Origin of the sequence: Bacteroides sp. AF29-11 (genome assembly GCF_003602895.1) — a bacterium.
In the GTDB taxonomy this organism is placed as follows: Bacteria; Bacteroidota; Bacteroidia; order Bacteroidales; family Bacteroidaceae; genus Bacteroides; species Bacteroides uniformis.
On record NZ_QTLY01000007.1, the window covers coordinates 263,129 to 277,722 of the forward strand.

General features: G+C 49.3%; 11 protein-coding genes. 7 read left to right on the forward strand and 4 right to left on the reverse strand.

Features of this window, described 5'->3' with window-relative positions; genetic code table 11:
• Window positions 1-9 precede the first annotated feature (9 nt).
• From DWZ03_RS13650 to DWZ03_RS13660, 3 genes are all read right to left on the reverse strand, one after another.
• Window positions 10-2,700: an ATP-binding protein gene (locus DWZ03_RS13650; protein WP_120130272.1), complete on the reverse strand. Its 2,691-nt coding sequence runs from the start codon at window positions 2,698-2,700 to the stop codon at window positions 10-12.
• 16 nt (window positions 2,701-2,716) lie between these two features.
• Window positions 2,717-3,907 (reverse strand): glycosyltransferase family 2 protein, encoded by a 1,191-nt coding sequence (locus tag DWZ03_RS13655; RefSeq protein ID WP_005828306.1) that lies wholly within the window; start codon window positions 3,905-3,907, stop codon window positions 2,717-2,719.
• 248 nt (window positions 3,908-4,155) lie between these two features.
• On the reverse strand, window positions 4,156-5,358 hold the full coding sequence (locus DWZ03_RS13660; RefSeq protein ID WP_055288402.1) for a BamA/TamA family outer membrane protein: 1,203 nt from the start codon (window positions 5,356-5,358) through the stop codon (window positions 4,156-4,158).
• A gap of 159 nt (window positions 5,359-5,517) precedes the next feature.
• Here DWZ03_RS13660 and DWZ03_RS13665 point away from each other — a divergent pair, with 159 nt between their 5' ends.
• The 7 genes from DWZ03_RS13665 (at window position 5,518) to nqrF (ending at window position 13,083) form a co-directional block, all read left to right on the forward strand.
• Window positions 5,518-6,918, forward strand: coding sequence for a C1 family peptidase (locus tag DWZ03_RS13665; RefSeq protein ID WP_022401052.1), 1,401 nt, complete (start codon window positions 5,518-5,520; stop codon window positions 6,916-6,918).
• A gap of 213 nt (window positions 6,919-7,131) precedes the next feature.
• A complete protein-coding gene (locus DWZ03_RS13670) occupies window positions 7,132-8,481 on the forward strand; it encodes a Na(+)-translocating NADH-quinone reductase subunit A (protein ID WP_120130273.1) in 1,350 nt (449 codons plus the stop codon).
• A 53-nt stretch (window positions 8,482-8,534) separates the two neighbouring features.
• Complete coding sequence (locus tag DWZ03_RS13675; protein ID WP_005828314.1) at window positions 8,535-9,704, forward strand: NADH:ubiquinone reductase (Na(+)-transporting) subunit B; 1,170 nt, start codon at window positions 8,535-8,537, stop codon at window positions 9,702-9,704.
• Window positions 9,705-9,718: 14 nt separating this feature from the next.
• Window positions 9,719-10,408, forward strand: coding sequence for a Na(+)-translocating NADH-quinone reductase subunit C (locus DWZ03_RS13680; RefSeq protein ID WP_016272691.1), 690 nt, complete (start codon window positions 9,719-9,721; stop codon window positions 10,406-10,408).
• Between the two features lie 4 nt (window positions 10,409-10,412).
• The gene (locus tag DWZ03_RS13685; protein ID WP_005836455.1) at window positions 10,413-11,051 is read left to right on the forward strand and encodes an NADH:ubiquinone reductase (Na(+)-transporting) subunit D; all 639 of its coding nucleotides are present in this window, start codon (window positions 10,413-10,415) and stop codon (window positions 11,049-11,051) included.
• Window positions 11,052-11,164: 113 nt separating this feature from the next.
• Complete coding sequence (gene nqrE / locus DWZ03_RS13690) at window positions 11,165-11,791, forward strand: NADH:ubiquinone reductase (Na(+)-transporting) subunit E (protein WP_005828321.1); 627 nt, start codon at window positions 11,165-11,167, stop codon at window positions 11,789-11,791.
• Between the two features lie 17 nt (window positions 11,792-11,808).
• Window positions 11,809-13,083, forward strand: coding sequence for an NADH:ubiquinone reductase (Na(+)-transporting) subunit F (gene nqrF / locus DWZ03_RS13695; RefSeq protein ID WP_016272690.1), 1,275 nt, complete (start codon window positions 11,809-11,811; stop codon window positions 13,081-13,083).
• A 263-nt stretch (window positions 13,084-13,346) separates the two neighbouring features.
• On the opposite strand, the gene DWZ03_RS13700 is transcribed toward nqrF, so the two are convergent.
• Complete coding sequence (locus DWZ03_RS13700; protein ID WP_005828327.1) at window positions 13,347-14,579, reverse strand: DNA recombination protein RmuC; 1,233 nt, start codon at window positions 14,577-14,579, stop codon at window positions 13,347-13,349.
• Window positions 14,580-14,594 lie beyond the last annotated feature (15 nt).

Here is a 14,594-nt window from a genome sequence, read left to right on the forward strand (position 1 = left end):
GTTTTTCAGTCATCCTTTATCATCCAGCCATTTCTTGATGGTTTCCTTCAGCACTTCTTGAGTGAAGGGTTTGGTAAGGAAGTCGTTGCAACCTGCTTCCAGGGCAGCTTGCTTGTCGTGCTCGTAGGCATAGGCTGTAAGGGCGATGATGGGGACGTCCGGTACCAGTTCACGGATGATGCGAGTGGCGTCGATTCCGCCAAGGTTGGGCATTTTCATATCCATCAAGATGAGGTCGGGGTGGACTTCCTCGAACATCGTTACGGCTTCCATGCCGTCTTTGGCATGTTTCAGCCGATAGAGTCGGCCTAAAATGGCGTTAATTAGGATGAAGTTGCTTTCTGTATCTTCGGCAATCAGGATGGTCTTGGAAGGAGGGGTAGGGAGTGCTCCGACCTCTTCATTCTTCGGGGAATCTCCGGGGGCTGCATTTTTGCCCCTCTGCTCTGTGGAGTGTGTCTCTGCTGTCGTTTCCTGGTTGTCCTCTTCTTTCTTTTCCGCCTCTGTTTTGCTGGTGGATTCCAGCGGGAGAACAAAAGTAAATGTGGTGCCTTTACCCACCTCTGAAGTGACGGATATGTTGCCACCCAGACGTTCGATGATGGTTTTGCAGATAGAAAGTCCCAATCCGGTGCCCTGGGCAAAGTTGTTCACCTTGACGAAACGTTCGAATACCCGGTCCACCTTGTCCGGTGCAATGCCCATACCCGTATCGGTGACGTGGAATGCTACATACTTGCCTTCCCGGCGATACCCGTAACTGATGTGCCCGGTGGTGGTGAACTTGAAGGCATTGCCTATCAGATTGGAAATGACCTGGAAAATCCGGTTCTTGTCTCCGTCAATCACGATATTCTCGTCAGAGGGTTCGTATATCAGTTCCACTCCTTCGGGACAGCGGAAAATATGTGCGTCGTGTATCTCCTTGCAGAGTGGATGGAGGCGTACGGGCGTGATGGTGAACTCCACGATGCCCGATTCTATTTTTGATAAGTCGAGGATTTCGTTAATGAGCTGGAGCAGGCGTTCGTTGTTCGATTCCACTATTTCGTAATAGCCTAGCCGTTCTTCCTCGTCGGTACTTTCGGCAATGATGCGCGAGAAGCCTACAATGGCATTGAGCGGTGTGCGTATCTCGTGGCTCATGTTGGCGAGAAAGGCGGATTTGAGCCGGTCGGAAGTCTCGGCTTTCTCCTTGGCTACGAGCAGTTCCCGTTTCATCTGTTCCATTTCCGTGATGTCCCATTCGATGTTCAGCAGGATGGGGGAGAAGTCGTTGCTTTCAATCTTCATCTTTCGCTTGTCCAGATAGATGGAGTTACCGTTTCCGTCGCGTTCTTCCGCAATCCAGTGCATCTCTTTGCCGGTTCTGGCTATTTCGATGTCTTGCGCCCTCTTTTCCTGAGCAGTCTCCAGAGGATAAAAATCGAAGTCGTCCTTTCCCAATGCCTCTTGTATGGGGATTTCGCGGTTATACGATTCGCGGTTGCGGTAGAGGTATTTGAAGTTGTTGTTGATGTCCTTCACAACAATGCCTGCCGGGAGGTTTTCGATGATTTTGTCCAGAATCAGGTAGAACTGTTTGATTTGTTGCTCATGCCGGATGCGTGTGGATACATCCCTTCCGAATGTCCAGATGGTTCCTTCCCCTTTGTCGCTTGTCACCCAATAAGCGTTTCCTTCAATGGCGAGTACTTCCGGACGCTTGGGCAGCGGATGGTAGACGATGTATCCGTGGTTCGTCTCTCCACGTTTGACACGGTTGGCAAACTCTTTCCAGGATGTTTCATCCCTGCCGTATGAGGGCAGGTCGTATATCTTCATCCGGGTGATGTCTTGGCCATTACCGATGCCATGCCGTTCCTTGAAGCAACGGTTGCAGAATATCAGCGTGCCGTCTTCGTGTGCCGAATAAATGTCCTCGGTGGAGTTGTTGATGGCATGTGTCAGCAGATTGATGTCGTTGCGCCGTTTCTGTATGTCGGTAATGTTCTGTATGTATCCTTCTATAGTGACATTCCCGTCTTTCTGCCGTTCGCGGGCAAACGCTTTGAGGCGGATATAGAAAATGTTTCCTTTGAGGAAGATGCGGTAGTCCACGCTGTTTTCCATCTTGCCTTTCAGATTCTCTTTCATCCAGCCGGTAAAGCTTTTCCGGTCTTCAGGAAGGATAAGTTCCAGATAATTGTCCATATTGATGTGCTGCACCTCTTCCGAACACATGATACCCGTATGGCCTGCATAACAGAATATGCGGGTCTGGGTATCGTATTGCCAGTTTCCGATGAGGGCGGCCTTTTGTATTTCGTTGAGCTCGTGGTTTTTCTTTTCGAGTTCCAGTTTGCGCTGGCTGCGTTCTGTGATGTCGCGGTACTGGCAGAGGACCATGCCGTCGTACGGGTACATGATGCATTTAAAGTAATAGGTAGTGTGACCCAGTGTCATTTCGTAATTATGGACTGAACGTACCTTTTGCGTCAGTACCTTCTTGAACTCCGGATATACTTGGTAGTAAGTGGACGGCGGTATCAGTTGGAACAGATTCTTGCCCAGCAGCTTTTCTTCCTTCATGAACCAAAGGTTTACATTGTGCACTGCGATGTCCATGCAAATGCCGTCCCGGTTCAGAAGGAGCATGGTATCTGACGTCAGCTTCAACAGTCTCTCGGCGTTTTCAGCTTGTTTCAAAGTGTTTTTCATTCTTACAGTATTAGTTTCATGCCCTTCTGGCCTTCTCCCATGCGCCGCTTGCATTGCCTGTGCGCTTGTGCAGGTAGTTGAATCCTCGTATGACGTTGACGTTCATGAAGAGGAAATAGTAGGGGATGAAAAGTATCTTGTTTTTTATATGCTTCATTGAAAGGTAGTACCCCCAACTTCCCATGAGGTAGAAAAGAGCTTGTAACAGCCAGATGATGGCATACAGTAATGGCGTGCTTGTCGTAAAGATGAGAATTGTGTTGAGGGGAAGCAATAGGAACAATAGGATAGGAGTGAGCGACCAGCGCAGCACCCGGTGGGAAATATATTGGAAACAGAATGTGCCGTAACGGAATGGGTTGAGCAGCGGACGCAGCCGCCAGATGGATTGCAAGCCCCCGGCAGCGATGCGCACCTTGCGCTTTTCTTCTTCGCGCATGTCTGCCGAGCCGCTTTCTACGGCATAGGCATTGGCACAATAGGCAATGGTGTGTCCCTGCATGACGATGCGCAGGGAGAGTATGAAGTCGTCGAGCAGCGTATCTGTCTGCATTTCCTCGAACAGCTCGCGGCGCACGGCAAACAGTTCACCCGCTGCGCCTACTGCCGAATAGAGGCGTGCGTCGAGCGCTTTGAGGGTGGATTCGTATTTCCAGTATAGCCCTTCTCCCCCCGAGGCAGCATTGTCCTTGCTTTGCACGGCGATACGTTTTTCGCCTGCCACGCATCCCACTTTAGGGTCGGTGAAGGCGTGCACTATCTCCCGCAGGGCTTCGCGGTTGAGGTGAGTATTGGCATCGGTGAACACGACAAGGGGCGTTTCTACGAAATGTATACCGCGGTTCAGGGCGGCTGTCTTGCCTTGGCGTTGGGGTTGGTGGAGGACGATGGCTTGCGGCCAGTGGGAGAGGCGTTCGTTGGTATGGTCGTTGCTGCCGTCGGTCACCCAGAGGATGCGTAGCTTGTCGGCGGGATAATCCAGCTCCAGGCAGTTGTGCATTTTTTCATCCACTACATCTTCTTCGTTGTAGGCGGCGATAAATAGCGTCAATGGGGGTAAAGCATCGTCGGCAGGCATCGGACGGGGCGCAGGCTTACGGAAACATTCTTTTATCTTGACCAGGATATATAATAGTATACCATATCCTATATAAGTATAGAACACTATGAATAAACTTATCCAGAAGAGTACTTCAAGGGCTTTCATGTATCCGCTCGTTTGCTTCCTTTTTTTGATAAAAAGAAATGTGATTGCCAAAAGTATGGATAATCTTTTACCGATGCAAGAAAAAGAAAAGAAAAATAAAATGTTTGTTTCTCAAGGTGTTCCGATGTTATAAGGAAGTGGGCTTCCTATAGAGGTGAGCTTGAATAACCTTGTGAGTGAGAAGCGATTAAAGGCTTTCAATCATCATTCTCCATAGGAAAGGGATGGGCAGGTAGGCAGGGCGTTACTCAAAACGCTTCTGTCATATTGAAGTAAAACAACATCTGGTTGTTTACCGTGTTTTTGCCTAAATCCAGGCGGACGTTCATGCGTGGCTGTACCTCAATGCGCAGACCTACACCATAGTTGGGCAGTACACCCTCTATCTTGCCGGGAGTGGGGCCCATGAAGCCGCAGCCGGTCCAGGCTACAAAACCTATGTGGTTGAGCATCCGCTTCACCCAAGTGCTGCAGTCGGTATTGAGCATCTGTCTGTACTCTGCCATGACCACATGCGAGGACTTGTCGCGATATTGCCCCATGTAGTAGCCGCGCAGGTCGAAAGGCGTTCCGGTGAGGGCATATTGCGTCAGAGGGACGTCACCGAACACGTTCTTGGTCTGTGCCGTCCACGCGAGCACCCTGCGCTTGCCCAGTGACTTGTATTGGCGGTAGTCTATCTCTAGGCGGTAGAAGGTCTGGTCGCTGCCGATGAACTTGGCGTACATCATGCCGCGGAAATCCAGATACATACCACGGTAGGCGTTGGCAGGGACGTCACGGCTGTCGTATGTCAGCAGGAAACCGAGGCCGGAGTTGAAGTTGTTATAGCCATTAGCCGTACCGCCTGCCTCTTTGTACGAGGGTTCGTCCACCAAGAACTTGCCGGGCTCCGTCAAGTGGTCGTAATTGATGTCGATTTGAGGTCCGGCAAAGATATTGCTGTTGCCCAGTCGGAAAAGGAACCAGGGGTTGATTTGCACGCCGCTGTACCGGTATTTGCTGGTACTGTCGCTTCGTACATAATCTTTATTGGTATTATAGCCGATGCCGTAAAAGTTTTCTTCCGTATTTTTATAGCTGAACTTTCCGAAGATACGGAAACGGTCGCCCTTAAAGAAGAGTTGCGGTTTGGAGAAGAGATTGATGCCACCGTTGAACATGAAGGCGATGGCCATGGGCACTACGGAGCGCAGCTGCGTGGTGTCGCTGGGGTTCATGCGGAAGGTCATCAGGGCGCTTCCTCCCAGCACGGCACCGAAGTCGGGGGTGTAGCTGGGTCCGCCCAGAATATTGTAATGCAGATTCCGACGCGCTACCTTTTGCTTGCGTAGTTCTTTTTTGGTCAGTGCAGGAACGCTGTCGTTTGTGGCGGCCGCAGTCTGTTCCTGGGCATAAAAGGTGGTGGCGAACAGCACCAGTGCGATAATGCTTAGTATATATCTTTTCATGTCGTACGAAATGTGGGTGCAAAGGAAACTATTTTATCCCGAATAGTTTTCACTGTAATAGATAATAAATCTAAAGATGTCACTAAAATTATCAAAAAAGACATTACTTTTGTCTGCTTCACGAAGCAAGACATCAATAACTAAAAACACATAATCTGAATGAAGAAACGATTTTTATCTGTAATTGTTCTGAGTGCCGCACTGCTCTCCGTGCAGGCACAAGAGGGAAAAGGGGGTATCAGCCCCGAAATGCTTGGACAAATCAAGCAAAGTTATCAAGGCACGGCTGCCGACAAGGCGCTCCGCAATGCCATAGGCAATAATGACATCCGTAAACTGGCACTCAACCAGGAGAATATGCAGGGCATGGATACCCACTTCTCCATCAAGGTAGAATCCAAAGGTATCACCGACCAGAAGTCGTCTGGCCGCTGCTGGCTGTTTACGGGGCTGAATGTGATGCGTGCCAAGACCCTTGCCGAATACGGTTTCCAGTCTTTTGAGTTCTCCGAAGTCTATCCCTTCTTCTGGGACCAGTTGGAGAAGGCAAACCTCTTCTTGCAAGGCATCATCGACACCTCCAAGAGTCCCCTGACTGATAAGACCGTGGAATGGCTCTTCCAGCATCCGCTGAGCGATGGGGGTACCTTTACCGGTGTGGCCGACATTGTTTCCAAATACGGCCTTGTTCCCAAAGATGCCATGCCCGAAACAAACAGCAGTGAAAATACCTCCCGCATGGCCAACCTCATCTCTCTGAAGCTGAAAGAGTATGGTCTGCAACTGCGTGACATGGCTGCCGCCGGTGCCAAGCCCGAAGCTCTGGAGAAGGAGAAAACTACGATGCTCGGAACCATCTACCGCATGCTGGTGCTGAACCTCGGTGTACCTCCCACGGAGTTCGACTATGTCCGCCACGATGCCAAGGGTAATCCTGTGGAGACAGAGCATCACACTCCCATGTCTTTCCTTGAGAAATATGGAGACAAACAACTGCTGACCAACTACGTAATGCTGATGAACGACCCCAGTCGCGAGTATTACAAGTGCTATGAAATAGACTATGACCGCCATCGTTACGACGGCAAGAACTGGACTTATGTCAACCTGCCCGTAGAGGACATCAAAGAGATGGCCATTGCCTCCTTGAAGGACAGCACCATGATGTACTTCTCTTGCGATGTGGGCAAGTTCCTGAACTCCGAACGCGGTCTGCTTGATGTGAAAAACTATGACTACGAATCACTGATGGGCACCACCTTCGGGATGGACAAGAAGCAACGTATCCAGACTTTCTCCAGTGGCTCTTCCCACGCCATGACCTTGATGGCCGTTGACTTGAACAAAGACGGAAAGCCCGTAAAATGGATGGTAGAGAACAGTTGGGGAGCCGCTTCCGGTTATCAGGGACATCTCATCATGACCGACGAGTGGTTCAATGAATACATGTTCCGTCTGGTAGTGGAGACAAAGTATGTTCCCGCCAAAGTGATGGAACTGTTTAAACAAAAGCCCGTCCGCCTGCCGGCATGGGACCCGATGTTCGCTGAAGAAAAGTGATGATAAGGATTAGGGGTTAGGGATTAAGGATTAGTGGGCTGCACTATGATTCCGCAGGGTATTAATCCTTAACCCCTAATCCTTGTTCTCGTGTTCGTTAACGAAAGGGATTACGGAAATTTCTCCGTAATTCCTTTCTTTTTTACTCTTTATTCACGTTCTTTTTTGCTACTTTTGCGGCAAATTAATGAAACCATTATTTTAAATAAACGCATGGCAAATGTAATTAAGTTACGTAAAGGCCTTGACATCAACCTGAAAGGCGCTGCTGCCCAGGAACTTGTGTCTGTTAAGGAACCGGGATCCTATTCGCTGGTTCCCGATGACTATACAGGCATCACTCCGAAAGTGGTGGTCAAAGAGCAGGAATATGTGATGGCCGGGGGACCCTTGTTTATCGACAAGAATCATCCTGAATTGAAATTTGTTTCGCCCGTTAGCGGCGTAGTGACAAGCGTGGAGCGTGGTGCACGCCGCAAGGTGCTGAACATCGTCGTAGAGGCTGCCACTGAGCAAGACTATGAGGAATTCGGCAAGATGGACCCGTCCAAGATGAGCGGCCAGCAAGTAAAAGAAGCTCTTTTGCAAGCAGGTATGTTCGCTTTCATCCGCCAACGTCCGTACGACGTTATCGCTGATCCGACGGTAACTCCGAAAGCTATCTTCATTTCGGCTTTCGACAGCAATCCGCTGGCTCCCGATTTTGAATTCGCGCTGAAGGGAGAAGAAGCAAACTTCCAGACGGGACTCGACGCTTTGTCAAAGATGGCAAAGACGTATCTGGGTATTAGTGTAAAACAAAAGTCTGCTGCTCTTGTGCAGGCAAAGAACGTTACCGTAACAGCTTTCGATGGACCACATCCGGCAGGCAACGTGGGTGTACAGATTAACCACATCTCTCCGGTAGTGAAGGGTGAAACGGTCTGGACCATCAGTGCCGAAGCCGTACTCTTCATCGGACGTCTGATGAATACCGGTCGTGTGGACATGACCCGTACGGTGGCTGTAACGGGTTCCGAAGTGTTGAAACCCGCTTATTGCAAGCTGAAAGTCGGCGCTCTGTTGACGAACGTTTTCAAAGGTAACGTGACTACCGACAAAGACCTCCGCTACATCAGCGGCAACGTGCTGACCGGTAAGAAAGTTTCTCCGAACGGCTTCCTCGGCTCTTTCGACAGCCAGCTGACCGTTATTCCCGAAGGAGATGAAATCCATGAAATGTTGGGTTGGATTATGCCGCGTTTCAATCAGTTCAGCGTCAACCGCTCTTACTTCAGTTGGTTGATGGGCAAGAAGGAATATGTGATAGATGCCCGTATCAAGGGTGGTGAACGTCACATGATTATGTCCAACGAATACGACCGCGTATTTCCGATGGACATCTTCCCCGAATACTTGGTGAAAGCAATCATTGCAGGTGACATCGACCGTATGGAGGCTCTGGGCATCTACGAAGTAGCTCCCGAAGACTTCGCTCTCTGCGAATTCGTATGTTCTTCCAAAGTGGAAGTGCAGCGCATCGTACGTGCAGGGCTCGATATGCTTCGTGCCGAAATGGCATAATCGGGGCGTATGGCAAATCGTAAATTGTAAATCGTAAAATCGTAAATATATTAATGAAAGCGTTAAGAAATTATCTCGACAAGATAAAGCCGAACTTTGAGGAAGGCGGCAAATTCCACGCATTTCGTTCGGTGTTTGATGGCTTCGAAACATTCCTGTTCGTGCCCAATGCCACTTCGAAATCGGGAACGCATATTCACGACTCCATTGACAGCAAACGCATCATGTCGATGGTGGTCATTGCGTTAGTACCGGCGCTGCTGTTCGGTATGTATAACGTAGGTTACCAGCATTTCCACGCTACCGGTGCTGCCGGAGGCTTCTGGGAAATGTTCATCTACGGTTTTCTGGCTGTATTGCCAAAAATCATTGTATCTTATGTAGTAGGTCTCGGCATTGAGTTCGTAGTGGCTCAGTGGAAGAAGGAGGAGATTCAGGAAGGTTTCCTGGTTTCCGGTATCTTGATTCCGATGATTGTTCCGGTAGATTGCCCGCTGTGGATTCTGGCGGTGGCTACTGCATTTTCTGTAATTTTTGCTAAGGAAGTATTCGGTGGTACGGGTATGAACGTGTTCAACGTAGCTTTGATTACCCGTGCATTCTTATTCTTTGCTTATCCTACGAAGATGTCCGGTGATGCCGTTTGGGTATCGGGCGACAGTATCTTCGGTCTGGGACAGTCGGTAGATGGTCTGACGGTAGCTACTCCGTTGGGTGCAGCCGCTACCTCGGGCGCCGTTCCGGAGTTCTCCTGGGACATGGTGACCGGCCTTATTCCGGGTTCTATCGGTGAGACAAGCGTTATCGCCATCGCTCTGGGTGCCATTCTGCTGTTGTGGACGGGCATTGCAAGCTGGAAGACGATGTTCTCCGTATTCGTAGGCGGTGCCTTCATGGCATGGGTGTTCAATGCAATCGGTCCCGACACTCCGATGGCACAGATGCCTTGGTACGAACACCTCGTGCTGGGCGGTTTCTGCTTCGGTGCCGTGTTCATGGCTACCGACCCCGTTACATCGGCACGTACAGAGACCGGTAAGTATATCTTCGGATTCCTGATTGGTGCCATGGCTATCATTATCCGTGTGCTCAACCCCGGTTACCCCGAAGGTATGATGCTTGCCATCCTGCTGATGAATATCTTCGCTCCGCTGATTGACTACTGTGTGGTACAGGGTAACATCAGCCGTCGCGAGAAACGTGCAATCAAGTCTAACAATTAAATACCGGAAAAGAAATGAATACCAATAGTAATAGTTATACTATCATTTATGCTTCGGTAATGGTTGTTATCGTTGCATTCCTGCTGGCATTCGTAAGTTCTTCCTTGCGCGAGACGCAGAACAAGAATGTGGAACTTGACACGAAGAAGCAGATTCTTGCTGCACTCAACATCAAGGACGTGAAGGATGCCGAAGCTGAATATAATAAATATGTAAAGGGCGATATGCTGATGAACGTTGACGGTACTCTGACAGAGAATACCGGTGCATTTGCTACCGCTTACGAGAAGGAAGCCAAAGAAAATAACCGTCTGCACGTATTCGTGGCAGAGGTTGACGGTGAGAAGAAATATGTATTTCCCGTTTACGGTGCCGGTCTTTGGGGCGCTATCTGGGGATATGTTGCGCTGAACAGCGACAAGGATACCGTTTATGGTGTTTACTTCTCTCATGCCAGTGAGACTCCGGGTCTGGGTGCCGAAATCGCCAGCACGCATTTCCAGGGAGAGTTCCCCGGAAAGAAAACGTTGGAGAACGGCGAGGTGGCTCTCGGTGTTGTAAAGAACGGCAAGGTAGAGAAACCTGACTATCAGGTGGACGGCATTTCCGGTGGTACCATCACTTCTGTAGGTGTGGATGCCATGTTGAAGGCTTGTCTGAGCAGCTACAAGAACTTTTTAACTAATAATAATGAGGAGGAATAAGAATATGGGACAATTGTTTTCAAAGAAGAATAAAGAAGTATTCTCTACTCCGCTGGGACTGAACAACCCCGTTACCGTGCAGGTATTGGGTATCTGTTCTGCTTTGGCTGTTACTGCCAAACTGGAGCCTGCCATTGTGATGGGTCTTTCAGTGACGGTGATTACAGCATTCTCCAATGTAGTGATTTCACTGCTGCGCAAGACGATACCCAACCGTATCCGTATCATCGTTCAGCTGGTGGTTGTTGCCGCGTTGGTAACTATTGTAAGTGAGATTCTGAAAGCTTTTGCTTACGATGTAAGTGTGCAGCTTTCTGTATATGTAGGTCTGATTATTACCAACTGTATCCTGATGGGACGCTTGGAAGCATTTGCCATGCAGAACGGTCCCTGGGAATCTTTCCTTGACGGTGTGGGTAATGGTTTGGGATATGCCAAGATTCTGGTAATCGTAGCCTTCTTCCGCGAGCTTCTGGGTTCGGGAACGCTGCTCGGTTTCAACATCTTGAACTATGAACCTCTGCAGAAGTTGGGCTATGTGAACAACGGCTTGATGCTGATGCCGCCAATGGCGTTGATTCTCTGCGCTTGCATCATCTGGTATCAGCGTGCACGTCACAAAGAATTGCAGGAAAAGCAGTAATAAATAAATGAAGAATGAAAAATGAAAGAATGAAAAATGGGCTGCTCTGCTGCAGTACAAGTTCTCATTGCTTTAATTCTTTAATTCTTTAATTCTTAATTTATCGAAGAGATATGGAACATTTAATAAGTTTATTCGTCCGCTCTATTTTTGTGGACAACATGATATTCGCGTTCTTCCTCGGTATGTGTTCTTACCTTGCCGTATCGAAGAATGTGAAGACTGCCGTAGGACTGGGTATCGCCGTAACTTTCGTGTTGGTGGTTACGCTTCCGGTCAACTATTTATTGCAGACCAAGGTGCTGGCTGCCAACGCAATCATTGAAGGCGTTGACCTCAGCTTCCTGAGCTTTATTCTTTTTATTGCTGTAATCGCAGCTATCGTTCAGTTGGTGGAAATGATTGTAGAGCGTTTCAGCCCTTCGCTGTATGCTTCACTGGGTATCTTCCTGCCGCTGATTGCTGTAAACTGTGCCATCATGGGTGCTTCCCTTTTCATGCAGCAGCGCATCACGCTGGGTGAGAGCGACCCGAAATTCATCGGTGGCATTGCTGATGCTGTCTCTTATGCGTTGGGCTCCGGTATCGGTTGGTTGCTGGCTATCGTAGGCTTGGCTGCCATCCGTGAGAAAATGGCCTATTCTGACGTTCCGGCTCCACTGAAAGGACTGGGCATCACGTTTATCACTGTAGGTCTGATGGCAATGGCATTTATGTGTTTCTCTGGTTTGAACATCTAAAAGAAAGGAATAAAACAATGGATATGAATATGATATTAGCAAGCATTGGAGTATTCCTCGTGGTTGTCATCCTGCTTGTTGTTATCCTGCTGGTTGCCAAGAATTTCTTGGTGCCTTCGGGTAATGTAAAACTGACTATCAATGGCGACAAGGAACTGGACGTAGCTTCCGGTTCTACATTGCTGAATACGCTGTCTGTAAACGGTGTGTTCCTTTCCTCCGCTTGCGGTGGTAAAGGTTCCTGCGGACAGTGCAAATGCCAGGTAATGGAAGGTGGGGGTGAAATCTTGCCTTCTGAGACTCCGCACTTCAGCCGTAAGCAAATACAAGATCACTGGCGTCTGGGTTGCCAGGTGAAAGTGAAAGGCGATATGGCCATCAAGGTTCCCGAAAGCGTACTGGGCGTAAAAGAGTGGGAGTGCGAGGTTATCTCCAACAAGAATGTGGCTACGTTCATCAAAGAGTTCATCGTTGCATTGCCCAAAGGCGAGCACATGGATTTCGTTCCGGGTTCTTATGCGCAGATTAAGATTCCTAAATATTCGATGGATTATGATAAGGACATCGACAAGAGCCTTATCGGTGATGAGTATCTGCCTGCATGGGAGAAATTCGGTCTGCTGGGCTTGAAGTGCCGCAATGACGAAGAAACCATCCGTGCCTATTCTATGGCCAACTATCCTGCCGAAGGCGACCGCATTATGCTGACGGTACGTATCGCCACGCCTCCGTTCAAGCCGAAAGACCAGGGCCCGGGCTTCATGGATGTAATGCCGGGTATCGCTTCTTCTTATATCTTTACCCTGAAACCGGGTGATAAGGTAACCATGAGTGGCCCTTACGGAGACTTCCATCCGATATTCGACTCCAAGAAGGAGATGATGTGGGTCGGTGGTGGTGCCGGTATGGCTCCGTTGCGTGCACAGATTATGCACATGACGAAGACACTGCACACTACAGACCGCGTGATGAATTACTTCTACGGTGCACGTGCATTGAATGAAGTGTTCTATCTGGAAGACTTCCTGCAGATTGAAAAGGATTTCCCCAACTTCAAGTTCCATCTTGCACTGGACCGTCCCGATCCGGCAGCCGATGCAGCGGGCGTGAAGTATACTCCGGGCTTCGTACACAACGTAATTTACGAGACTTACTTGAAAGACCACGAAGCTCCCGAAGACATCGAATACTACATGTGTGGTCCCGGCCCGATGTCGAAGGCTGTTGAGAAGATGCTCGACGACCTCGGTGTTCCGGCTCAGAACCTGATGTTCGATAACTTCGGCGGATAATCTTCCTTGTCCGTCTTGAGATAAAAAAACTCCGGCTTGGCCTTCAGGGCTTTGCCGGAGTTTTTTGTTCGGGGCATTTCCTCTCTATTGAAAGAAAGTGGAGTGGATTCTTCGTCGCTTTTTCTTTATTCCTTGATATGAATCGGTGCATTTGCCAGAATGGCTGTTACTTCTCCGGTGGTAATTCCTGTTGACACAGACCTCGTATGAATGGTTCTTGGTGAAGGAGAATGCGGTCTTTCAGAGTTTTCATGTTGGATGTTTTATTGAATGTTATCGTTTTCCTCTTCTGTTTCTTCTTGAATGGTATCTTTGGGCAGCAATCTTGGAGAAATGCGTTTCTTGGGAGTGAGGCTCATGCCTTTCAGCATTTCGGCCTGGCGTACTACACTGCCGTTACCGTCCGAGAGCTGGTTGAAGGCTTTGTCGTAATCCCTTTGCAGGCTGGCCAGCCGGTCGCCGATACCGAGGAAGGTGTCGGTAAAGCCTGCAATCTTTTCATATAAGATGGTGCCGCGCTTGATGATGGCCTGCACATTCTTTACCTGGTTCTCCTTCTTCCAAAGGTCGAGCGAGAGGCGCAGGGCGCTAATCAGGTTGGTGGGGCTCATTAGTACCACCTTTTTGTTGTAGGCATATTCCCAGAGGTGGGCATCGCTTTGGATGGCGAGGAGGTAGGCACCTTCGGTGGGGATGAACATCATAACGAAATCCGGTGATTGAGCGTCATAATGCGAGTAGTCTTTATGGCTGAGCTCGTCGATGTGGGAGCGGACAGATTGCAGGTGTGCTTTCAGGAAGTGTGCCTGCTCCTCCTTGCTTTCGGCAGAGGTGTAGGCGGCATAGGCAGTCAGCGACACTTTGGAGTCGATAATCATTTCCCGTTCGTCGGGGTATTTCACGATGATGTCGGGCTGCATCTTCTGCCCGCTTTCCTCGTTGATGATGGCTTCGCCCCGTTCGTCTTTTAGAAACTCCTGGCGGAAGTAGTGTTCGCCTTCAATCAGTCCGGAGGCTTGTAACAGACGTTCCAGAATCATTTCGCCCCAGTTGCCTTGCATCTTGGAGTCTCCTTTCAAGGCACGAGTCAGGTTGTTGGCATCTTCGCTGAGGCGGTTGTTCAGTTCCACCAGTTCCTTGATGCGTTCACCCAGCGAGAAGCGTTCTTTGGCTTCGGTGCTGTATACTTGTTCCACCTTTTGGCGGAAGTCCTTCAGGTTATCGCCCAGCGGACGGAGCAGATTGCCCAGGTGTTCGGTATTCAGCCTGGTAAAGTCTTCGGCTTTGCTCTGGAAGATACGGTTGGAGAGATTCTCGAACTCGGTGTTCATGCGCTTGTGCAACGCTTCGGCTTCTTCCTTCTGCAGCTTCAATAATTCTATTTCCTTCTTTGTCCCGCTGATTTCCGCCCTCAGTGCGGCAGACTTGCGGTCTGCCGCCAGATAGCCGACTACGGTTCCGATGATTATCCCTATAATCAGTAATACTATCTCCATAAGTGTTTTGAAGTT